This is a genomic window from Nostoc sp. (assembly GCF_036919575.1).
Taxonomy (GTDB): Bacteria; Cyanobacteriota; Cyanobacteriia; order Cyanobacteriales; family Nostocaceae; genus Nostoc.
In genome coordinates this window covers 16,460-38,155 of the sequence record NZ_JBALBY010000124.1, presented here as the reverse complement: position 1 = coordinate 38,155, position 21,696 = coordinate 16,460, and the positions used below count along the sequence as shown (strand labels likewise).

Sequence of the window (21,696 nt, the reverse complement as noted above, 5' to 3'; positions counted from 1 at the left end):
TCTTGATTCTGAATTCTGAATTCTGAATTCTGTATTCTTCTTCAATCACTCAGACGTTTGATTTGGCAAGGACGAAAAGACTGACGATGCAGCGGCGAAGGCCCGTATTGTTGCAAAGCCAGCAAATGCTGCTGGCTACCATAACCCTTGTTACACTCCAGGTTGTACATAGGGTATTTTAATGCTAGACGCATTACCAGATCGTCACGCCAAACCTTAGCGACAATACTAGCAGAGGCAATAACGAGCGATCGCTCGTCCCCTTTGACTATTGTTTGTTGCGGTATTAGCAAGTCTTTGATTGACTGATTACCGTCAACCAAGCAAAGTGCAGGCTGTACCTTTAATTTCAACACAGCCCGCTTCATTGCTAACAGCGTCCCTTGCAAAATATTTATCTTGTCAATTTCGGCAGTAGAAGCAAACCCAATTTTCCAATCTATAGCCAGCCCACAAATTTGTTGCGCTAGCTGAGTTCTACGAGAACTAGACAACTTTTTACTGTCTTTAATTTTAGCTGCCATCAGTATTGGCAAAGCATGATCTGGTAGGATCACTGCTGCCGCCACTACAGGGCCAAATAAAGCACCTCGCCCGACTTCATCCACACCTGCAACCAATCCTGGAATCCCTGACAAGGTAGAAAACTCCAGCCAACTGGATTTTTCCAAGGGTGCTGGCGATGTTTCTACCATAAAGCAAATTAATTATCCTCGATCGCGGAGGAACGACGGCGGCGGCGACGGCTGGCAGTGGCGCTGCTATTGGCTTCAGCTTCAGTTTCATCGGCAATTGCGATCGCGGCGGAGGCAATCGCCGACAAGCTTGCCGAAGGATTCGCAGTCAACTCCGATACTGGGGTTGTCTCTTCGATCAAAGATTTTTGTTCTGGTTCAATAACTTTTGGTGCTGGTATCTTATTTGTGGTTATTTCAGGTGTTGCTTTTTGGACAATAGCGGTTATTTCAGGTGTTGCTTTTTGAGCAATAGTTGATTCTGAGATTGATTCAGTTGGGGTTGTTGGCAGTTGACCGGGCTGAATCACATTAATAATCACAGACTTGGTATTTTTAACCTCTTGCTCTAACTTCACCAAGGGAGATATTCCCATCAAAGCAAACATATCCTGTTCCTGGAGGCTCATTTCTACAGTCCTAATCTCCGGTGGTTCTACCACAGGTTTGATTGGCTCTGCTTTGATAACTTTAATGCGCTCTACTCTTTCACTCCAACCTGGTTTACCAAGGGTGGGTGAGGGAATTTCTGGTACAACTCCTAGTTCTGGTTCCACATCAAGGTCTAAGTCTGGCTCGTTGACAAAAGCCAGAGGATTGGGAATAACCCGAGCTTCATCTTTCCCGTTTAACCCATTGACACCAATTCGACTGCGGCGAGTGCGGGTACGACGCTTATCATTAAGTTCTTGATAACTAGGATGATTGATCAGATTTAAGTTGCCCAATTCCGAGTCGCCGTCAAATGTTTCCCCAAATCCATCATAGGTTTCTCGTGGTTCCGGGGTGCGGGCAGATGGCTGACGTGGTTCTCGGTGAGGTAGGGATACAAAACGCTCACGCTCTGGTGTATCTGATAGTATTGGTAATCGGTTTTCGATTTCTCCAGGGAGACGCACGGTATGTCCTAAACCGCCACAGGTGGGACAAGTTTCACCAAATAATTCGTAAATGTTTTGACCCTGACGCTTGCGGGTCAGTTCTACTAAACCTAGTTCGGTGAGTTGGGCAATCTGGGGACGAGCTTTGTCTGCTTTGAGTGCTTTATTAAAGTGTTCGAGAACTTGCAGTTGGTCACGTCGCAATTCCATATCAATAAAATCAACGACGATCACCCCGGCGATATTCCGCAGACGCAACTGGCGAGCAATTTCTGTTGCAGCTTCGCAGTTTGTCCACAAAACTGTTTCTCTAGCTGTTGCCGATCGCGTGAAGGAACCTGAGTTAACATCGATTACGGTTAAAGCCTCAGTCGGCTCAATAATCACGTAGCCTCCAGAAGGTAAGTCTACTCTCGGTTTGAGGGCTTCTCGAATCGCGGCAGTAATGCGGAAGTATTCTAAAATTGGGGAGCGATCGCGGTGATGGTCAATCAACAATCCCTGCGGTGTTTGACCTCCACTCCAATTCTGCAAGTACTGCTTCACGCGCTTCAAACCAGTACTGGAATCCACGACAATCCGATTCACATCCGCGCCGTACATATCCCGTAATACGCGCTGAATGAAGTCATCATCCCGGTTGAGCAGTGCTGGGGCGCGGGTGGACTGCGCTTCAAGCTGAATCGCCTCCCATTGCTTTTGCAGCAACTCCAAATCTTCCATAATCGCTTCTTCGGGCTTGCCTTCGGCTTCTGTACGCACAAGCAAACCCATTCCCGCCGGTTTGACCAAAATCGCCAGCGCCCGCAAGCGGTTGCGCTCACTTTCACTTTTAATCCGTCGGGATAAATTTACGCCCCTACCATAGGGCATCAGTACTACGTAGCGTCCGGGTAAGGTGATATTACCCGTGAGCCTGGGGCCTTTTGTCCCCGTTGGCTCTTTCATTACTTGCACCAAAACTTTCTGCTGTGGTGCTAGTAGTTCTGTAATTGCTGCTGCGGTACGCTTTAGCTTCAATGGCCCTAAGTCAGTGACGTGAATAAAACCGTTACGCTCGGGGTCGCCAATATTCACAAAAGCCGCATCTATCCCAGGCAATACGTTTTCTACTACTCCTAAGTAGATATCACCTATTTGGTGATGACCCGTAGCAACAACGAGTTCCTGTATTTGATCTTCAGAAAAAACCGCAGCAATTTGGTGCTGCTCCGCGATGATAATTTGTTTTGGCATTCAATTTCCTCAAAAACTGCCAGCACCAATAGGTTTGAAGGTTTGTTATACCTTTGTTTGTCTCTACAACCCTTAAAGGCGCTACTGGTAATAAAAATCGCAAATCTGAGCTTCTAAGTTAAATAGCTATTGGCGCTCTTAAGAGCGTTTACACGGCTGTATATTGTTTCAGCAATTAAATCAACCGTCCGTGGTTGATTCGTGATGCATACCCTCAAATCTTGAGAGTTCTGAGTTGAAAGTTCTAAATCCTGAGTGATATCATGTCCGGGTAATTAAGCATAATACCCGGAACCCCACCCCGCCAAAGCTGCGCTTTAGCTCCCCTCCCCGCCTGCGGGGAGGGGTTGGGGGTGGGGTTCTTTTATTATGGGTATGCTACCGGACATGATATGAGCTTTTAACCCAGGACACTTGATTTGAGAGTAACCTACTGAAGTCGTTAAGAAAAAGAAACTATTTCTATTTTCCATTCCCCGGATTTATCCTTAGGGTTATACTCAGCAACGCCAGATGCTACCCTGCCTTCAGCTGCCCTAGCCTATGGCAAGCCGCCCTTTGCGCGTCTGTGAACGTCTACAAGTCGGCATAACCGACGGCAGTTGCTTCAACTCTTGAAAAGTAATGCACTAGCTCTTGAGTACTACTGTAGATTAGACATTCAGCAGTTGTTTAAAAAGCATGGATTTAGAGAAGCTAACCGAGCCTGCTGTTAGTTACTGATTCACAAGGTAGCTATAGAGAGTGTTCTTTAATCTGCCTTTTGTTTTTCTGGGATAAAATCCTAGATGTTGCACTCTAATATGTATGCTTTCGCCCCCTGAATACCAGGGTAGTGAACCAGCTAATTCAATGCAGCGCCAGAAAATTTCTCTTCACACCATTCTAACGCAACCTTGCTAAAAATCAATTCCGACGATGTGCCATGTTAGGACAACTACTAGCAAGCTGCCCTACAGGGATTATACCCCTAAAATTAGCCGATTGCGGTGGATGTGCAGGAGTTGAAATTCTACACTAGCCACTGACTCTAGCATAAACAGGATTTGTTCGGGACGCAACAGCAAACCATCTTGGCGATAGCTACCTAGATAACGGATCACAGATGATATAGATTCTGCTTTGCTATTGTAGGTTTCTACTAATTCCAGTTCAAATAAGCGATCGCGCAGATTTATTAACTGGCTCTTGCCTGACTTTGTTATTTGCTCGTACCAAAGCTCCTCTTTCGCTTTGATTATATCAATCCAGTTTTGCCATTGTATAGGTGTTGTTTCTGCAAGTGTTGCTACAGTAATCAAATACTCTGCGGACTCTAACAGTTGGGTAGCGGCACTAGCTTTTAAATCTATCTGCTCCACATTATATATAGGTATGTCTGTGGGCATTTCACGAGCCAACTGTTCTCGGAAAGTATCAACTTCTACTGGCACAGTTAACTCAAAATCGACTATTTCACCGCTACTAGTAGCCCCTAAAGCCAAAGCAGTTGCTACAGAAATTCGCGGCATGGGATGAAACCCACCAGTGAAAGCGATTGGTAAGCCGGCTCGTCGCACAACTCGGTCAAACAGACGGATTAAATCTAGGTGGCTGATCAAAGCCATATTACCCTGTTTCCCAAACCAAACTCGCAGTCGTTGCGCCTTAGTTGGATTGGGGACAAACTCGCCAGCGAATTTTGGGATAGCGGGTGATTCAATCACGACGTTATGGCCAAAGTCGGTGCCACAGACGCCACAGTGAGAACAACCTTCAAAAGAGCAGTCGGGTACAATTGCAGCTTCTAAGGCGCGTTGTAAGTCTTCTTGGAGCCATTTTTTGTCAATCCCGGTATCAATATGATCCCAAGGGAGGGGAATATTGAGGGAGTGGGGAGTGGGGAGTGGGGAGTGGGGAGTTGGGAGAGACGCGATTAGGGGAGTGGGGAGAGACGCGATTAATCGCGTCTGTACAGGAGTGGGGAGTTGGGGATTTTGCGTATCTGCCGATCTCTTCTGCTCTTGGGCGTGAAATAAATTCCATTCGCCATTTTCTACTTGGCGGTATTTCCAATCTAAACCGGCTTGAGCGATCGCAGACGCCCAAGCACTAAAAGCCTGATCTAAATTTTCATACCAGGAATCCATCCCTGCGCCCAATTCCCAGGCACGGCGGACTACTTTGCCCAAATTGCGATCGCCTCTGCCCACAAAATCTTCCATTGCCGAAATGCGGACATCGGTAAAATTTACCTTCACTCCCTTTATCCGGCGGAATTCTTGCCGCAACAGGTTTTGTTTGCGCTTAAATTCAGTGGTAGAGACTGAGTGCCACTGGAATGGTGTATGGGGCTTGGGTGTAAAGTTAGAAATTGTCAGGTTAAAGTTTAGGGGTTTTCTACCTTTGCCCCGACATTCTCGCTGTAGCCAGTTGACTGTTTCCGCAATGCCCAAAACATCAACATCTGTCTCACCCGGCAAGCCAATCATAAAATACAACTTTATTTTATCCCAGCCTTGCTCCCAAGCGGTTTTCACCCCCCGCAACAATTCTTCATTCGTCAAACCCTTATTCACGATGTCTCGCATCCTCTGAGTTCCAGCTTCGGGAGCAAAAGTCAGTCCCCCTTGGCGCGTACCTCCAAGGATGTTGGCAATATTCTCATCAAATCTGTCTACCCGTTGGCTTGGTAGAGTCAGAGAAATGTTTTCATTTTTTAGCCGATTTTTGATTTCCATCCCTACTGCTGGTAGGGACAAATAATCAGAACAACTCAGAGATAGGAGGGAAAACTCATTGTAACCAGTTGCCCGCATACCCTGTTCAATTGCTTCTATCACCTGATCCGGTTCTACATCCCGTGCTGGTCGAGTCAGCATTCCTGGTTGACAGAAGCGACAGCCACGAGTGCAACCACGCCGAATCTCAATGGTCAAGCGGTCGTGTACCGTTTCTACATAGGGAACTAACCCAATGGAATATGCTGGTATGGGAGTTGCAACCCGTCGCAAAATTCGTTTTGGCACGTCTGGCCGACGCGGATGAACTGAGCCATCCTCTGCCATCTCGTAAAACTGGGGCACATATACGCCTGGTATCTGTGCCAAATCCAGTAACAGATTTTCCCGACTCAATCGGGCTTGTTTGCCTTCTTCCAACACCAAACCAATTTCTGGCAGCAGTTCTTCTCCATCTCCAAGGGCGAAAAATTCGAAGAAGTCGGCATAAGGCTCAGGATTCGATGTCGCTGTTTGCCCACCAGCAAAAATCAACGGAAACTGAGACTGGAGATTAGGAGATTCTCCCCTTGCTTCCTCTGCTTTTTGGCGTTCTCGCCACGTCAACGGAATTCCACCCAAATCCAACATTTCCAGGATATTAGTTGCACCCAGTTCGTAACTGAGGCTAAAGCCTAAAATGTCGAATTCTGTGAGCGATCGCTTTGACTCTACCGCAAACAATGGCGTATTAGTTTCGCGTAGTTTGGCTGCTAGGTCTTTTCCTGGGAGGTAGGCGCGATCGCATAATTGACGCGGTTGGGCATTCAAGATGTTATAGAGGATGATATGCCCTAAATTGGATGCACCGACTTCATATACTTCTGGGTACGTTAAGACCCAGCGTATTGCTGTCGTATCCCAAGGTTTGTGTACAGCTAAACGCTCATTACCCAGGTAACGCCCTGGTTTTAAAATATCCGATGTTATTAATCTTTCAACTGCAACAGCCACTATGCTATGTTCTAGCTACCTTAATTACAGCTACTCAAACCCAACTTTAGCATTGAATTAGGTCTTTTAACATAGTTTATCGTTGCAACTTACAACTCCTTTACATAAAGTCTACTTATTATCCGAACCTTTGTGCTTTTACTCAAGTAATCAAGTTATGTTGCACTCAACTCAACTTCATCATCCAATATTTCAAATACCCTGTCGAGTTGCGTTAGTTCAAAAATAATTCTAATTGACGGAGTAACAGCGCAAAGTCGGAAACCCCGTCCTAAACCGAGAGCTAGCTTGTGTGTAGATAACAATGCCATCAAACCTGCGCTGTCTAAGGATTCTACTGCTACTAGGTCTACTACCAAGATAGAAATACCATTTTGTGCCAACGCCGTAGTCATATCTCGTTCAAACTCCAAGGCGTTTGCAGCATTCAAACACCCTTGGGGGCGAATAACTGCAATCTTGGGATAGTTAAGCACTGCTTGCATAATTACATCCTATTAAGAATTGTTGAAGCGTCAAGCTAAGGATTATTGGAACATAAACTCTATTTTGTTGCATCGGCCATATGTCTTAGCTCTCTTTGCTGAATCTTTATTACTTTACTATCTCTGTTTAAAGATTGTTATAATTCCAGGTTAAAATGTGTTTATATATACTTTTTTTTTATCTCAGTTCAAAAACAATCAACATAGACAGCCATAGAGCAGACAACTCATCAGTAACTATGCTGAGAAAACTTGCTTAGTCTATAACTAAAGCTAATTTAGCTAAGTCTTAACGGTAGGTTAAATCTCCCACTTTAGAGTTACTGATGGCATACCACAGAGTCATAGCGCATTATCTATTAACTAATTAAGATGTGATCTAAATCACCAAAAATTAGTATTTAGATCACTGTTTATACTTAGATAAATCTGGGATAGTTAGTATTATATACAATTAGGCTATTACTTATGAGAACTCAGTACGCTATTCGTAAATTGGTAGAAAAAGCTCTTGACATTAAAAAACTAACTCCTGAGATAGAAAATGAAATAAATTCAGAACTGACGGAACTGGGTTACATTTCTGATGTTGATTACGAAGCTCTAGAATTATTAATGGCAGAGATGGATGCTGGTCGAATTCAGTTAGTTTCTAGTTGGGGATATTCGTAATTGCTTAGGCATAGAGGCTTTTTGGCTATATCCGTTAAACGAAGTCGGAAGTAAGTTTTGCGCTAAATCCCCGTTGCAAAACTTAATTACGAATTACGAATTACGAATTATTTAAATCCCTAATTGGCGTAAACTGTGCTAATAACCCTCTACATTATTGTGCATTCGTAGTAAATCGCCATGCAGTTCGCTAAACGCCTAGAAAAAATTCCTCCCTATCTGTTTGCTGAAATTCTCCAGAAGCGGAATGAACTCGTTGCTAAGGGAGTTGATATCATCAATATGGCTATTGGCGATCCAGATAAACCTACTCCTAGTCATATCCTCCAGGTAATGCATGAGGCGATTGACGATGCTGCCAATCACAATTATCCACCTTATCAAGGTACGAAAGAATTCCGAGAAACTGCGGCGAAGTGGATGGAACGTCGGTTTGGGGTGACAGGGTTGAATCCAAATACAGAGGTTATTTCTTCAATTGGTTCCAAGGAAGCAATTCATAATACTTTCTTAGCGTTTGTAGAAGCAGGAGACTATACACTAATACCAGATCCGGGTTATACCGTGTACCGGACTTCGACAATTTTCGCTGGTGGTGAGTCTTTTCCTATGCCCCTGAAGGCAGAAAACGGTTTTTTGCCTGATTTGAGTGCGATACCTGAAGAAGTCGCCCAAAAAGCAAAGCTGTTATGGATTAATTATCCCAATAATCCGACTGGGGCATTGGCAACATTAGAGTTTTTTGAAGAATTGGTGGCTTTCTGCAAGCAGTATGATATTTTGTTGTGTCATGACAACGCCTACTCAGAAATGGCATACGATGGCTATAAACCGCCTAGTGTGCTGCAAATTCCCGGCGCGAAAGATGTAGCGCTCGAATTTCACAGTTTGTCTAAGTCGTACAATATGACAGGCTGGCGGGTTGGTTTTGTTGTTGGTAATGCTGTGGGTATTAAAGGTTTGACACAGGTAAAAACTAACGTTGACTCTGGGGTGTTTAAGGCAATTCAAGTATCTGCGATCGCAGCTTATTCTACTACCACGGAAGCAGAACTCCAAGCCATCATGTCAGTTTACCAAAATCGCCGCGACATTATCGTGAATGGATTGCAATCTCTAGGTTGGCCGATTCAGCCTCCGAAAGCTACCCTTTACGTCTGGACACCTGTACCTCCAGGATATTCCTCAGCAGAATTTGTGACGTTACTACTTGACAAATGTGGCATTCTTGTGCCACCGGGTAGTGGTTATGGTGCATCTGGAGAAGGCTTTTTCCGCATTGCTTTAACTATCCCTGATGAACGGTTGCAAGAAGGAATTCAACGCATGAAAGATGCCGGTATTCGCTACGGTTGATAAGGGGACAACAAGAATAACCATACCAAATGACAAATGACAAATGACAAATGACAAATGACTAATGACTAATGACATGCTTGCCAAAGTTGGTGAATAAACTGATTGAGTTGCTGTTTGGCGGCTGAGTCAGGTTCAGTTTTTGGTTCTTTTGCTAAAACTTGGCTCAAGAAGGTAATTACTTCTGTGTCTAAAGCTGGCCGAAATAAATTGGCAGGCCAAAGTAAGTCAGACGCATCTCGCAAATCGGTAATTAGCGGTGATTCTTCAATCAAAGTAACCATAAATAAAGGACGCACCCAGCACAACTGGCGGGAAACTACAAATTGAATGACTTCTGCATACAGATTCCTGTCGCCATGCTCTAAAGACACAATTTGTCCTGGTTGAAGAAAATCTCGGCTAGTGTCCATCATTATGCAGTTTGGGCAGGGGCAAGGATTATTTTCTAACTTCCTTAATCTTCAAAGTGAAAATGCGCTAGGTTTAAGGAAAGCTTCTGTAAGATTAGGGTAGCACTCTTACGGCAGCCATGTCTTAGACATCGGCTTCAGAAGTGGCTACATAAAACTAATACGACCAATCCTTGGCAACAAAGAGTTTTCGTAGCATAGTATCTGGACAGAAATATTATAGAATAGGTAAATAACTGTTAAGCGATCGCTAGACAGAAACTTTGTTGTAGTGAATTAACGAGAAAAGAGCAAAGAGCCGTGTCAGTTGAAACCATTGAAAAGCCTTCCACAACCCGCAAGCTCGCGCCTCGGTATCGCGTTTTGCTCCATAACGACGACTACAACTCTATGGAGCATGTTGTGCAGTCACTAATAGCCACTGTACCAAGTCTTACGCAACCGCAGGCTGTTAGTATCATGATGGAAGCCCATACTAACGGGCTAGCTTTAGTCATTACTTGCGCTCTGGAACACGCTGAGTTCTATTGCGAAACATTGATAGGTCACGGTTTAAGTAGCACAATTGAACCTGATGAATAGTCATTAGTCATTGGTCATTAGTCATTGGTCATTGGTCGAAATTTAGAGTGTTGGCTGGTGATTGGTGACTTACTTGGTATGAAACAAAATCTTGTCCGTTTAGCTGAACGCCCTGCCCCTATCAGGCTGGGTGCTTTTATTTTGACGTTATTGCTGCTATGGGTGCCATTGGCTGCACCAATATACTTACTAGTGCATGATTCAAACTTAGAAAGTATATTGACATTGGTATTGTTATATGCAGTATTTATTTTTCTCCTGAGACTATGGGGTAAATATGTCTACCAGCAGCCCCAAATTCTGCGGCATTATGGCTTAGAATTCACACGACAAAATGGTGTGGATTTAATGCGTGGCTTGGCTATCGGCATAATTAATATTTTGATACTTTTTGGAGTAGAAAGTTTATTGGGTTGGTTGGTGTGGCAACAACCGAAAGTTTTTTTGCTGAAAGTTATTTTAGAGGGTTTACTTGTTGGCTTAGGTATTGGATTTGCTGAGGAATTGTTATTCCGAGGCTGGTTGCTAGATGAATTACAACGAGATTACAGTCCGCGTGTAGCACTGTGGACAGATGCAACTGCGTTTGCTACATTGCACTTTATTAAACCCTTGGAGGCAATTATTCATACACTGCCGCAATTTCCAGCTTTAGTATTGCTGGGGTTAACGCAAGTATGGGGAAAGCGTTGGCGGAGGGGACGCTTGGGTTTACCAATTGGTCTGCATGGTGGTTTAGTTTGGGGCTACTACATTATTAATGTTGGGGAATTAGTGAAATATTCTGGTCAAGTTCCTGATTGGGTAACTGGTGTGAATAATAATCCCCTGCAAGGAATGATGGGGGTGTTGTTAATGAGTGTACTAGCTTTGTGGATACGGGGGCGAACAGTGAAAAGTTAAAAATGGGTAATGAACTTGTAGAAAAATAAAATATCGGCTAAAAAGGAACTACATTAATATTTCATTTAGGCAAAGTGTCAGACTTTAGCCAAAAGTTTTTTAGAGATTCAACATCAAATAAATATTTAGGGTTAAAAATAATGGATTGTAGTCGTCTGGAATATATCAAAAATGTCAATGATGATGATTGTGATGTTTGGGCTTACGAAGTCCATCCTATTGGAGCTTACTTTCGGTTGAACTTTAAAGAGAGTAAAGAGAGTAAAGAAAGTAAGGATATAGGTGTACATACTCACGCCTTTAATAAATTACCAAAAGGATCTCTTATTATCCTTTCTCAAAAACGACGTGGGTACGAGCGATCTTTGACACACGTAGTTGAACTGGTTAATCAGGGAAGTGAAGATGAACCTCAAAGGGAAGCAGGTGCATGGGGTATTTTCCGATGGGTTAAGGTTCATTGGATTGCTGATTTCAACAATCCCAGCCGTATTCCTCTTGATCAGAAGGAAATGAGAGCCAACTGGGGTTGGTATGACACTAAAGCTAAATTGTTGTCTAGTCCAAAGTTAATGGAGCAGTGGGATAATAGTATCGATAAATTAAGAGCGCACTTAGGAGAAGTCTTTAATTAAACGATGACGCAATCTAACACGATTAAACAGCAGCGATCGCAAAGAATATTAGAACTATTTGCGATCGCACGTCAGCGATATTTAGATGCAGAGGGAAATCCTCGACGCACCCCAACGGGACTTAAGGGGGATGATTATATGACAGATGAGGAAAGCCAAGAAGCGTTGGTATTAGGAAGGCAAATTTTCCCACAAGAATATTATGACAGATTTCTCGCCGTGTAGACTTTTTCAGCAAGCCCTATTTACCTGAAAATAGCTCCTCACTGCTACGCTAAACTTATAGCACTGAGACACTTGCCGCTATGTCTGTCACCAAAGATTTTCAAGTCCCAAAAGATGTTATATTTCCGCCAGGAGATTTATATAGTGACGAACCGCCTTTGGAAACTGACTTGCATCGGCTACAAATGACGCTGCTGATTCAATGCTTAGAGTGGTTGTGGCAAAATCGCAAGGACTTCTATGCATCGGGTAATCTCACCATCTACTACAGTCCACGCCAGCGCAAATCAGAAAACTTCCGGGGGCCAGATTTTTTTGTTGTACTGGGGACTGAACGCAAACACCGTAAAAGCTGGGTTGTTTGGGAAGAAGATGGCAAATATCCCAATCTAATTATAGAAATCCTATCGCCTAGCACAGACGACACTGATAAAGGCTTAAAAAAACAAATTTACCAAGATATCTTTCGCACACCAGATTACTTCTGGTTTGACCCGGAAACGTTAGAATTTTCAGGGTTACATTTGCTTGATGGTGAATATCAACCACTAGAACCAAATCCCCAAGGCTGGTTGTGGAGTCAACAGTTAGGTTTATATTTAGGGGTTTATCAAGAAAATTTACGGTTTTACACTCCTGAAGGAGAACTGGTTCCCACACCCGAAGAAGTGGCACAACAAGAGAAGCAACGCAGCGATCGCTTGGCGGCAAAACTGCGAGAATTAAATATAGATCCAGATACTATTTAACTTCTACGCTGTCTTGCTTGAGCCTGTTAACACTAATGCTATGGATCTTCAGGAAAAACCCATTTTGGCGGTTCCGTCATTTTTTTTCGCAGACGTTCTTGTGCCAACTCCAACATTTGGTCTAAGGGAGTCTCTTGAATAAATTTTGCAGCGGCCTCTCTAAACTCGATATTGGGGCATTTATTCCCTAAAACACAACCGTTAACGCAGGCTTGAGCGCAGTTAATTTTTTGCTCCACAGTAAATTCCTCTCTTTAAAATTTATGAGTTATAAGTTATACAGCAGAATTCAGAATTCAGAATTCAGAATTCAGAATCCAGAAGTAAAACAGGGGTTTATACCTCGCTTTGGGACGAATCGTTGTGTACTTCACTTTCCTTAAAATTTGTTATAAGTTGCGAGTTATGATTTTCACCCTCCAGGTAAATTTTACCTTGTCAGTTGCCATCTCATTAGTTTAAATATCTACCATTTAGAAAGTTATCAGATGAGTTATGATTTTGACTTCTCACTCTTATGAAGGGCGCTGATGTCAGAAGTTTTTGCCACTACTGGAACCATAGCTGCGATCGCTACTGCTGTTGTCCCCCAACAGGGTAGCGTTGGTATTGTGAGGGTGTCGGGTTCCGAAGCAATGGCTTTAGCTCAAACTCTCTTTCACGCACCAGGGCGACAAGTTTGGGAAAGTCACCGGATTCTCTACGGTTACATTCGCCATCCCCAAACGCAACAACTGGTGGATGAAGCGCTGTTGCTAATTATGAAAGCACCCCGTTCTTACACCCGTGAAGATGTAGTGGAATTCCATTGCCACGGGGGAATTATGGCAGTGCAGCAGGTGTTACAACTGTGTTTGGAAAATGGGGCAAGACTAGCGCAACCGGGAGAATTTACTCTCCGCGCCTTTTTGAATGGACGATTGGATTTAACTCAAGCTGAAGGTATTGCGGATTTAGTGGGAGCTAAATCGCCCCAAGCTGCCCAAACTGCTTTAGCTGGTTTACAAGGAAAATTAGCTCATCCGATCCGGCAGTTACGCGCTAACTGTTTAGATATCTTGGCAGAAATCGAAGCTCGAATCGATTTTGAGGAAGACCTACCTCCGTTGGATCATAAAGCAATAATATCAGAAATCGAGAAAATTGCCGCAGAAATCACTAAGTTAATAGAAACCAAAGACAAAGGTGAGTTGTTACGCACTGGTTTAAAAGTGGCAATTGTTGGGCGTCCGAATGTGGGTAAGTCCAGCTTATTGAATGCTTGGAGCCGGAGCGATCGCGCGATCGTGACTGACTTACCCGGTACAACCCGCGATGTGGTGGAATCGCAGTTAGTTGTCGGGGGAATTCCTATACAAGTGCTAGATACTGCGGGGATTCGGGAAACAACAGACCAAGTGGAAAAAATTGGCGTCGAGCGATCGCGTCGTGCCGCCAATGCAGCTGATTTAGTCTTGCTTACCATCGACGCTTCAGCTGGGTGGACAGAAGGCGATCGAGAAATTTACGAACAAGTACAACATCGTCCGTTAATTCTAGTGATTAACAAAATCGATTTAGTAGAAGAAAGCGAAAGAAAAACTCTTCAATCCAAAATCCAAGTTGCGCTGGAAGCGCACCAAAGGTGCGACCTAAAATCTAAAATTGTCACAGCAGCAGCCCAAAATCAAGGTATTGATGCTTTAGAAACAGCAATTTTAGAGATAGTTCAAGCAGGAAAAGTGCAAGCGGCTGATATGGATTTAGCCATTAATCAAAGGCAAGCAGCAGCCTTAACTCAAGCTAAAATTTCTTTAGAACAGGTACAAGCAACAATTGCCCAGCAGTTACCTCTTGATTTCTGGACAATTGACTTACGCGGTGCGGTTCAAGCACTAGGAGAAATTACTGGTGAAGAAGTAACTGAATCAGTTTTGGATAGAATTTTTAGTAAGTTTTGTATTGGTAAATAAAGGGTAGATTACGCGATGTGCAACTTATTCTTGGAACCCCGCTTCCATTCCTCTCCCCCACAGTCCAACTGACTTTTCACGGTATCTGGAAAACCTCACTTCTATTTCTCTCTCCTAAAAGGAGAGAGACTTTGAATTTTCCCCCCTTACCTCGTAGGGAAGGGGGTTAGGGGGTTAGGTTTTTCGTGGCTTTTCCATATAACGTGAAAAGTCAGCACAGTCCAAGAGGCTTTGATTCTTACTCCCCTTCCCTTGCAGGGAAGGGGTTGGGGGTTAGGTTTGAGAGAAAATTGTACACGGCATTACATTGGCAAAAGCAAAATGCAACCCAACATTTATACTAATATTTATGAATTTTCAGTATTGCTCAACTCAACCTACAATTAATAACTAAATGTACATTTCAATTCGCCAAGCAACCATACAAGATACGGTGATAGTTTCGGATGTGTTGTTAGAAGCAGCTTTGTGGCTTCAGCAACGTGGTATGACTCTGTGGCATGATAGCGAGATTTCGCCAGAAAGTATCTCAGAAGATGTTGCTAACGGCTTGTTTTTCATTGCTGAATGGGCAGGTGAACCAGCTGGTACAATCAAGTTTCAGCTAGAGGATTTACTTTTCTGGCCCGACATTTCTCAGGAGGACTCAGCATTTGTACATCGCTTTGCAGTTCGACGAGATTACTCTGGTGGTAAAGTCTCTTCAGCACTGCTTACTTGGGCAGTCGAACATGCACAAACACTTGGTAAACATTATTTACGTCTAGATTGTAAGGCTTCGCGATCGCGCCTAAAAGCGATATATGAAAACTTTGGTTTCCGTCATCACAGCGACAGACAAGTTGGTGCTTGTTTTGTCTCTCGTTATGAATATGAAATACCTGCACAAGTCAGCTAAATTTATATGTCTTTTATCGATGAAATTAATCCTGTCAACGCATTGATTTTGGGAGCCAGCCAAGGTATTGGTTTGGGTTTTGTGAAAAAATTGCTGCAAGATGACAGAATAGCCAAAGTTTATGCAACTTCTCGTCAACCGGAATCAGCCTCGGATTTAATGGCTCTTGCAGGCGAACATTCTGAGCGATTAATTTATCTAAAGATGGATATTACTGACGAGTTGCAGATTGTTGAAGCTGTTCAAAAAATATCTGCCCAAGTTGATAAACTGCATTTGGTAGTCAACTGTGTAGGACTGCTACATGAGGATAATTTGCAACCTGAAAAAAGCTTAAGACAGATAAATTCCGAAAATTTGCTGCGTTACTTTCAGATCAATAGTATTGGTGCTGTCTTGTTGGCTAAACATCTATTGCCTCTGTTTCGTCATGGAGAACGCAGCGTGTTTACGACTATTTCTGCTAAATTGGGTAGTATTGGCGATAACCAACTTGGTGGATGGTATGGCTATCGCGCTTCTAAAGCAGCACTCAATATGTTGATGCGAACTGCGGCAATTGAGTATAAAAGAACTTGTCCGAAAGCATTAATAGTGACATTGCATCCTGGGACAACTGATACCCGCCTTTCCCGTCCTTTCCAGGGAAATGTACCTGCGGAACAATTATTTTCAGTGGAACGTACCGTTACCCAATTATTGGCTGTGATTGAACAGCTTCAAGAAGGCGATAGTGGACAGTTTTTCTCATGGAATGGAAACAGATTGCCTTGGTAACTGCGTTACGCTGGTGCTAGTGAAACTCACGTTACTTGTAACCAAAGCCTATGAAGTTTTTTGTGCCAGCAGCTAAGGATGATATTAAAGCGGAGCAGGTATATAGCGCTCTTGGTCAGTCTCTCAAAGCACCAATAACCGAAAAGCGCATTTGGAAGTTACAATGGCGTGACAACGAAATTGATTTAGAATCGGAGGTCGGTAAACCTTTACCACCTTCTTACCAAACAGGGAAAGAGCTAGTTCTGGCAATCTTTGAGTGTGAAAACCTTTATAAGATTTGTACTCTTAGCCGTGGAGGAGTAAAGGGAGAACCTATTTTGGTTGGCAAGAATTCTCAATCCTCAGCAACATATTTTTCACATATTGTAAATAATTGACTCTACATTTGAAGGTGCGATCGCCTGTTTGATAGAAGTGGATGCGATCGCCGAATAGCCCGTCGTAGACATCGCGCTGGTAGCATAGTAAATAAAATCAGCCCTCCTGAACTCTCAAGGTATGACTAACATTCAGATTTCCTTACCTGAGTCGATGAAAGTCTTTGTCGAAGAACAAGTTGCTAAAGGCGGTTATGGTTCAGCCAGTGAATATTTTCAAGAGCTAATCTTTCAAGACCAACAGCGCAAAGGTCAAGAACGAAAACGCGCTCAGTTGATGGCGAAGTTTCAGACACAAGGTCAACTCAACGATGAAGAGTTTGAATTAGTTGCAGATAAGTTAGCTGACGAGTTTGCTGCAAACGTTGGGTCAAAGTTACCTGTGCTATCAGATTATGCTGTGACTCGTGAGAGTATTTATGAGGATCATCCATAATAGTAATATCGCGCTGAAGGGATTGTAACAGTTGATTCAACAACGGTGTAGGAGATCAAAATAAAATAGTTTGACATACTCATACATGATAAGTATATGGTTAATAACCTCAATGCTACATCGAAGTCACAATCTGTACCACAAGCACCAAGAAAATTCTATTTTCTGGAATATTTTTATATTCTTCTAAAAAGTGTCAGTGTATCCCCTCAAACAGAGAAAATCTTTGACCAATTTCTTAGTGTGAAGCATCAATATCGCTTAGGTGAATCAAAATATAAAAAATTAACAGAGGACTCTAATAGATCAATTAGTCAAATGTCCCGTTATCGGTATACTTTTGAACAAGTTTTGAGTGAAACAACAGATTATAAGCTCATTATTGATATTAATGGAGAAATTATACTTACTGAGGAAGGAGAAAATTCCATACGAAAATATGAAGAACAAGGATCTGTAGTCTTCAATCAGTATCTCTTCCAGCTTATGGAAGAAAAACATCAAGAACCATTTCGCTATTTGATTGAAACATGCTACAGAGCAAATCCTACCAAATCTGGTTTGCTTATATTTCCAATCTACTCAGCACATCGCTTAGGAATTGAGCGGGATTCAATAAAAACCTCAAAGGATATGAAGGGATATTTTTATACCCTTAAAACTAGACTTGAGGAAGATATACAAAAGCATCTAGGAAATAAAATAAGTCTCAAGGAAAAAAGCGATGATCTAATTCGGAAGCTAACAGAGGATGGGTTATTGCCCAGAGAAGATTCACAACTCTTTGACTCAGCAAAATACAATGTCATTCTGGGAAGAGGTAGAGATTTCTGGCTAAAATACTTTTTACAAGAACTGTATAGGTATCAAATCTCGCTAGATTCATTTCAAATATGGGCTTATAGAGGTAAACAAATGGGACTACTTCATATAACTGAATTTTATCCAGATCCATATTTTAATGGTAGAGTAGCCTATCCTATATCTGTTATTAAAGGTGTTAGCAATTCAGAAAGCTTTCAAAGGTTCTACGAATATTCTGATCACATGAAACTGTATCTTCATCAACCATCATTGGAGGATGAAAGTAATCAAGAGCAATTTGTTCAATCTCTTCATCATGCTTATCTTGATGTGCGTCAGCTAGCTAAAACGTATTTTGTCAGTTTGCCAAACGTTAGAGAAAGGGTATGTTATAGTATGAAAATTCCAGAGTACTTATTTGATAAATTTTTAGCACATGCATATCACAATAGACATTTAAGGATTCGCATATCTTTAGAAGTGGATAAACTACCAGATGAGACTAAGGTCATGTATTTACGCCGAGAACCAGTTATGGTTGATGGCAAGTATCGTAACATTATCGCAATTGATCTCGTGTAACCAGGAGAGGCAATTATGGATCTTAGTAAATATTCAAAGCGTCCCAAGGCAGAGCTAGTTATTAATAAAGGACGATATGAGGCATACAACCTCAAAGAAAACCCCTTTCCTTCCTCTCCCTTTGTAAATCCTAACTCTAACGATGCTCGAAATAATGGTGAAATTTATGAGCCGTCTATTCGTGATCAGGAGAACAAAGCTATTGAGGAAAATTTTTTTAAGGTGCCTCAAAGTGATCCTAATCACCTACGTTTAGGGTATATAATGGATACTTCATATATTGGTCGTGGAAACGGCAAATCTGCTTTCCTAGTGAACCTTCAAAAAAAGATTAATCAAGATTTTGGGCTATCTATTTCTAATGAACTAAATAAGTGCTTTGCAATAATTCTCGTACCTGAAACAGGAGGAAAGACGAAAACTTTTGAAAGCTTCATTGATCTTTTTGTTGGACGTATATTGGAGTCTAATATGATTGATGATAGCCTTTTATCTTTACGGTTAGAGGCAATTACTACTTTGCATCAAGACTTTAATATTGAAAAGCATTTCTCTGATGAGAGTGATTTAAGAAAGAAGCTTCAATCCCGTGATTGGTATTCCGAAAATAATATTGATTTTCGAGAAGTTTGGCAGAAAATTCTCCATAATACTTATTTAAATAACTTACCTGAAGATTTTCCTATTTTCTCCTCAACCCCTCTGCTCTTTCAGCCAGTCAATCAGAGTAATTTTAAAGAGTACTATCAATCTCTGAAACGTGGTAAGCCAAGACTTGAATTTGTTTTTTCACATCTTGTAAACCTGTTTTTAGCAGCAGGATTTAATGGTGCATACATATTCGTTGATGATTTTGAACGTGTCCCTGATTTTCAAAGTGAAAGGCAGAAGAGAGATTTTGCTTTAGAATTGAGGACTTGCCTTTTCGATGGACTTTATATAAATGCTAAAGTGGGTTTTTACAACTTAATACTTGTATTACATGCTGGTGTATCACGGTTAATTCAATCTGCCTGGGAGCAGAGTGGTCTAGAACAGCGTTCACCAATCTTATTTAAAGGAACATCGAAGAATGTAATCCGTTTTGAAAAGATAACTGTTAAAGATGCATACTCACTCATACAGAAATACCTGCAAGCATACCGGGTAAATCAAGTGGATGCTGATACATTTTCACCATTTACTCAAAATGCTGTAGCTAAGATAGCTGAGTTGAGTGAGTTTAACGCCTCTAAAATTCTAAAAATGGCATATGAAGTTCTTGAACGTGCAGTCGATCAGAATGTTCTTGAAATAGATATTGATTTTGTGTTAGCCAATGATGAGGAAAACCAGCTTACTGAGCAACGTCAAGTTAGTGGAATTTCTGAAGCAAAAACAAAGGATTTAATGAAGGAATCTGAGTAAATTAAATATTCACATGAGACAGTACTGCCTTAACAAGGAAGAGTTATCTAGATTTTTTGAAATCCAGTTTGGAACGGCTAATCTCCAGACAGAAGAAAACCAAATGAGACTCTTAGTGGAAGAATGGGAAAATTGGGGACTAGAGTTTGTTTGTTTGGCAACTCTTTTGTCACAACTTCTTGATAATAAGCAGAAGAAGTCAGTAGATATAGATGTTTATACTATATTGAAAAATATTTATACTTTATCTGAAGAAAAGGGATTATTTTCTGTTGAAGAGATTGATGAAAGATTTATAGAATATATGCTGAAATATGTTCGTAAGAATGATTTAAGTATTGAAGAGCATTTAGTTGAGATACGGAGAAGCTTGGGTGAGCAGAAATATTGAAAGTATATTAGATAAGCGACGATTTGTTATTGACACAGTAGCACTAATTTCATATTTTGCTCACATCTTTAATGAACCATCAAAAATATCTCCAAAAGGATTATTATATATTGATACAGCTTTCAAACATTATGATAGTAACTATCTTATAACTATACCAAGTATTATTTTCATAGAAATATTTGACAAGTGGTTTCGTGGTAATACTACAGCAAATGAAGAATTTAGAGCTAAGTTTATCGCGGAAGTTTTTAATCCTATAAAAGCTTCCCCAAATATTGAGATTAGAGAGCTAGATTTTGAAGTTTTAGAGAGTTTTTTAGATTTAAAAGATCAAAATATCAATCTAGAAAATCGTGATAAGATTATTCTAGCTTCAGCAGTGGTTCTGAAATCACCTTTGATAACATCAGATACCAAAATAAAGAACTACTTAGCGAAATACAATATAATTCCAGGTATTATCTCTTAGAACTATTAGTTGTTTTATGGTAAGGTAATTTATAAAAAGATTATGGCACTACGCTTGACGATAAAGTAATCAAGCCTCATGTACTGAAAGCTAAGAATTAGGAAACTCTAACTCAGCGCTTCCCCATCCTAACTGCACCACCTGAGATGGTAAGTGTCGCTCCAACCAATCTTCCAAATCAGCCATTACCTCTAGATAATTGAGGTCATTCTGAATATCGTGATAGGCTCCTGGATACTCAATTCTCAGCTTATCTGTGCAATTTACCCGTTGATAAAAGATGTCGCTTCCCGCAGGTAAAGCCACTCGGTCTGCACCACCGTGGAGAATCAACAATGGTAATTGCCAATCAGTAGCGTGAGCATTAATCCAATCAACTGTTGCAAAAAATTCTGTAGCTAGACGGGCAGTAGCACGGGTATGTCGCAGTGTATCTTGGGCATAGGTGGCTACAATCTGCTGATCTCGTGAACCAGCGCTGATGTCAATACCTGTATTTAGGGAGAAACGCGGCCACACCCGTGAGAGCATTTTTCCTAAAAGCAGCCGAACAGTTGAAATCCCAACTTTCCCCAAGGTTGGCGCTAGAGCGATCGCACCCTGCAATAATGATGCTTGTTGGGGATAGCGCAGAATGTAATCTAGGACAATCACCGCACCTAAACTATGACCCAAGATAAAAATTGGGCATCCAGGATTCTGAGTCTGAATTAACTCTAAAAAGGCTCCCAGGTCTTCACGAAACTCACTCCAAGCCTTGATGTAGCCTCGCTGCCCTGGTGAGCGTCCATGACCACGCAACTCTAAGCCGTAGACAGCATATTGTTTGGGTATTAAATGTTGAACCACATTACTGTAGCGATCGCTGTGTCCTCCGAGTCCATGCACAATGGCTAATATTGCCCGTACTTTACCCTCTGGATACCAGCTTTGATAATACAGGTCAAGTCCTCCAACACCTTGGAATGTGCCTTCTTTACGAGACACTATGCGATCGCTATGCTCAATCATAG

General features: G+C 41.9%; 23 protein-coding genes. 16 read left to right on the top strand and 7 right to left on the bottom strand.

Annotated features, from left to right (window positions below; translation table 11 throughout):
• Positions 1–41 precede the first annotated feature (41 nt).
• The 4 genes from V7K27_RS32970 to V7K27_RS32955 all read right to left on the bottom strand — a co-directional run bounded on the left by V7K27_RS32970 (position 42) and on the right by V7K27_RS32955 (position 7,049).
• Entirely contained in the window at positions 42–695 is a 654-nt protein-coding gene (locus tag V7K27_RS32970) for a ribonuclease HII (protein ID WP_334952888.1), read from the bottom strand.
• A gap of 8 nt (positions 696–703) precedes the next feature.
• A complete protein-coding gene (locus tag V7K27_RS32965) occupies positions 704–2,851 on the bottom strand; it encodes an Rne/Rng family ribonuclease (protein WP_334952887.1) in 2,148 nt (715 codons plus the stop codon).
• Positions 2,852–3,813: 962 nt separating this feature from the next.
• The gene (locus tag V7K27_RS32960) at positions 3,814–6,564 is read right to left on the bottom strand and encodes a TIGR03960 family B12-binding radical SAM protein (RefSeq protein WP_334952886.1); all 2,751 of its coding nucleotides are present in this window, start codon (positions 6,562–6,564) and stop codon (positions 3,814–3,816) included.
• 155 nt (positions 6,565–6,719) lie between these two features.
• The gene (locus tag V7K27_RS32955) at positions 6,720–7,049 is read right to left on the bottom strand and encodes an STAS domain-containing protein (RefSeq protein ID WP_334952885.1); all 330 of its coding nucleotides are present in this window, start codon (positions 7,047–7,049) and stop codon (positions 6,720–6,722) included.
• 468 nt (positions 7,050–7,517) lie between these two features.
• Between V7K27_RS32955 and V7K27_RS32950 the strand changes: the two genes are divergently transcribed.
• Together V7K27_RS32950 and V7K27_RS32945 are read left to right on the top strand one after the other, a co-directional pair.
• Positions 7,518–7,721, top strand: a complete 204-nt coding sequence (locus V7K27_RS32950; protein WP_292763530.1) for a hypothetical protein — start codon at positions 7,518–7,520, stop codon at positions 7,719–7,721.
• A 180-nt stretch (positions 7,722–7,901) separates the two neighbouring features.
• Entirely contained in the window at positions 7,902–9,077 is a 1,176-nt protein-coding gene (locus V7K27_RS32945) for a pyridoxal phosphate-dependent aminotransferase (RefSeq protein ID WP_334952884.1), read from the top strand.
• A 68-nt stretch (positions 9,078–9,145) separates the two neighbouring features.
• On the opposite strand, the gene V7K27_RS32940 is transcribed toward V7K27_RS32945, so the two are convergent.
• On the bottom strand, positions 9,146–9,490 hold the full coding sequence (locus V7K27_RS32940) for a hypothetical protein (protein WP_334953017.1): 345 nt from the start codon (positions 9,488–9,490) through the stop codon (positions 9,146–9,148).
• A 300-nt stretch (positions 9,491–9,790) separates the two neighbouring features.
• On the opposite strand from V7K27_RS32940, the gene clpS reads away from it, so the two are divergent.
• From clpS to V7K27_RS32915, 5 genes are all read left to right on the top strand, one after another.
• Complete coding sequence (clpS, locus tag V7K27_RS32935; protein WP_334952883.1) at positions 9,791–10,072, top strand: ATP-dependent Clp protease adapter ClpS; 282 nt, start codon at positions 9,791–9,793, stop codon at positions 10,070–10,072.
• A 78-nt stretch (positions 10,073–10,150) separates the two neighbouring features.
• Positions 10,151–10,975, top strand: a complete 825-nt coding sequence (locus V7K27_RS32930; protein ID WP_334953015.1) for a CPBP family intramembrane glutamic endopeptidase — start codon at positions 10,151–10,153, stop codon at positions 10,973–10,975.
• Between the two features lie 74 nt (positions 10,976–11,049).
• The gene (locus V7K27_RS32925) at positions 11,050–11,610 is read left to right on the top strand and encodes a hypothetical protein (protein WP_334952882.1); all 561 of its coding nucleotides are present in this window, start codon (positions 11,050–11,052) and stop codon (positions 11,608–11,610) included.
• A gap of 3 nt (positions 11,611–11,613) precedes the next feature.
• Entirely contained in the window at positions 11,614–11,835 is a 222-nt protein-coding gene (locus tag V7K27_RS32920; protein WP_334952881.1) for a hypothetical protein, read from the top strand.
• An 80-nt stretch (positions 11,836–11,915) separates the two neighbouring features.
• Positions 11,916–12,584, top strand: a complete 669-nt coding sequence (locus V7K27_RS32915; protein ID WP_334952880.1) for a Uma2 family endonuclease — start codon at positions 11,916–11,918, stop codon at positions 12,582–12,584.
• 38 nt (positions 12,585–12,622) lie between these two features.
• On the opposite strand, the gene V7K27_RS32910 is transcribed toward V7K27_RS32915, so the two are convergent.
• Positions 12,623–12,823 carry a hypothetical protein gene (locus V7K27_RS32910; protein ID WP_334952879.1) on the bottom strand — a complete coding sequence of 67 codons (201 nt, stop codon included), beginning with the start codon at positions 12,821–12,823 and terminating at the stop codon, positions 12,623–12,625.
• Between the two features lie 291 nt (positions 12,824–13,114).
• On the opposite strand from V7K27_RS32910, the gene mnmE reads away from it, so the two are divergent.
• The 9 genes from mnmE (at position 13,115) to V7K27_RS32865 (ending at position 20,683) form a co-directional block, all read left to right on the top strand.
• The gene (gene mnmE, locus V7K27_RS32905) at positions 13,115–14,536 is read left to right on the top strand and encodes a tRNA uridine-5-carboxymethylaminomethyl(34) synthesis GTPase MnmE (RefSeq protein WP_334952877.1); all 1,422 of its coding nucleotides are present in this window, start codon (positions 13,115–13,117) and stop codon (positions 14,534–14,536) included.
• Between the two features lie 394 nt (positions 14,537–14,930).
• A complete protein-coding gene (locus V7K27_RS32900) occupies positions 14,931–15,434 on the top strand; it encodes a GNAT family N-acetyltransferase (protein ID WP_334952876.1) in 504 nt (167 codons plus the stop codon).
• A 6-nt stretch (positions 15,435–15,440) separates the two neighbouring features.
• Complete coding sequence (locus tag V7K27_RS32895) at positions 15,441–16,211, top strand: SDR family NAD(P)-dependent oxidoreductase (protein WP_334952875.1); 771 nt, start codon at positions 15,441–15,443, stop codon at positions 16,209–16,211.
• Positions 16,212–16,261: 50 nt separating this feature from the next.
• On the top strand, positions 16,262–16,591 hold the full coding sequence (locus V7K27_RS32890; RefSeq protein ID WP_334952874.1) for a hypothetical protein: 330 nt from the start codon (positions 16,262–16,264) through the stop codon (positions 16,589–16,591).
• 121 nt (positions 16,592–16,712) lie between these two features.
• On the top strand, positions 16,713–17,027 hold the full coding sequence (locus V7K27_RS32885) for a ribbon-helix-helix domain-containing protein (RefSeq protein WP_334952873.1): 315 nt from the start codon (positions 16,713–16,715) through the stop codon (positions 17,025–17,027).
• A 96-nt stretch (positions 17,028–17,123) separates the two neighbouring features.
• Complete coding sequence (locus V7K27_RS32880) at positions 17,124–18,413, top strand: hypothetical protein (protein ID WP_334952872.1); 1,290 nt, start codon at positions 17,124–17,126, stop codon at positions 18,411–18,413.
• A gap of 15 nt (positions 18,414–18,428) precedes the next feature.
• Positions 18,429–19,820, top strand: coding sequence for a hypothetical protein (locus V7K27_RS32875; RefSeq protein WP_334952870.1), 1,392 nt, complete (start codon positions 18,429–18,431; stop codon positions 19,818–19,820).
• A gap of 115 nt (positions 19,821–19,935) precedes the next feature.
• Positions 19,936–20,211: a hypothetical protein gene (locus tag V7K27_RS32870; protein WP_334952869.1), complete on the top strand. Its 276-nt coding sequence runs from the start codon at positions 19,936–19,938 to the stop codon at positions 20,209–20,211.
• A complete protein-coding gene (locus V7K27_RS32865; protein ID WP_334952867.1) occupies positions 20,195–20,683 on the top strand; it encodes a hypothetical protein in 489 nt (162 codons plus the stop codon). Before V7K27_RS32870 ends, V7K27_RS32865 begins: the two co-directional genes overlap by 17 nt.
• Before the next feature lie 90 nt (positions 20,684–20,773).
• Here V7K27_RS32865 and V7K27_RS32860 read toward each other — a convergent pair whose 3' ends face one another.
• Positions 20,774–21,694, bottom strand: a complete 921-nt coding sequence (locus V7K27_RS32860; protein ID WP_334952866.1) for an alpha/beta hydrolase — start codon at positions 21,692–21,694, stop codon at positions 20,774–20,776.
• Positions 21,695–21,696 lie beyond the last annotated feature (2 nt).

Coding starts and splice junctions, on each gene's coding strand:
- V7K27_RS32965 (WP_334952887.1), bottom strand. CDS start 2,851: ATGCCAAAACAAATTATCATCGCGGAGCAGCACCAAATTGCTGCGGTT.
- V7K27_RS32885 (WP_334952873.1), top strand. CDS start 16,713: ATGACTAACATTCAGATTTCCTTACCTGAGTCGATGAAAGTCTTTGTC.
- V7K27_RS32970 (WP_334952888.1), bottom strand. CDS start 695: ATGGTAGAAACATCGCCAGCACCCTTGGAAAAATCCAGTTGGCTGGAG.
- V7K27_RS32950 (WP_292763530.1), top strand. CDS start 7,518: ATGAGAACTCAGTACGCTATTCGTAAATTGGTAGAAAAAGCTCTTGAC.
- V7K27_RS32930 (WP_334953015.1), top strand. CDS start 10,151: ATGAAACAAAATCTTGTCCGTTTAGCTGAACGCCCTGCCCCTATCAGG.
- V7K27_RS32915 (WP_334952880.1), top strand. CDS start 11,916: ATGTCTGTCACCAAAGATTTTCAAGTCCCAAAAGATGTTATATTTCCG.
- V7K27_RS32955 (WP_334952885.1), bottom strand. CDS start 7,049: ATGCAAGCAGTGCTTAACTATCCCAAGATTGCAGTTATTCGCCCCCAA.
- V7K27_RS32895 (WP_334952875.1), top strand. CDS start 15,441: ATGTCTTTTATCGATGAAATTAATCCTGTCAACGCATTGATTTTGGGA.
- V7K27_RS32940 (WP_334953017.1), bottom strand. CDS start 9,490: ATGGACACTAGCCGAGATTTTCTTCAACCAGGACAAATTGTGTCTTTA.
- V7K27_RS32900 (WP_334952876.1), top strand. CDS start 14,931: ATGTACATTTCAATTCGCCAAGCAACCATACAAGATACGGTGATAGTT.
- V7K27_RS32945 (WP_334952884.1), top strand. CDS start 7,902: ATGCAGTTCGCTAAACGCCTAGAAAAAATTCCTCCCTATCTGTTTGCT.
- V7K27_RS32890 (WP_334952874.1), top strand. CDS start 16,262: ATGAAGTTTTTTGTGCCAGCAGCTAAGGATGATATTAAAGCGGAGCAG.
- V7K27_RS32860 (WP_334952866.1), bottom strand. CDS start 21,694: ATGATTGAGCATAGCGATCGCATAGTGTCTCGTAAAGAAGGCACATTC.
- mnmE (WP_334952877.1), top strand. CDS start 13,115: ATGTCAGAAGTTTTTGCCACTACTGGAACCATAGCTGCGATCGCTACT.
- V7K27_RS32875 (WP_334952870.1), top strand. CDS start 18,429: ATGGATCTTAGTAAATATTCAAAGCGTCCCAAGGCAGAGCTAGTTATT.
- V7K27_RS32920 (WP_334952881.1), top strand. CDS start 11,614: ATGACGCAATCTAACACGATTAAACAGCAGCGATCGCAAAGAATATTA.
- V7K27_RS32880 (WP_334952872.1), top strand. CDS start 17,124: ATGGTTAATAACCTCAATGCTACATCGAAGTCACAATCTGTACCACAA.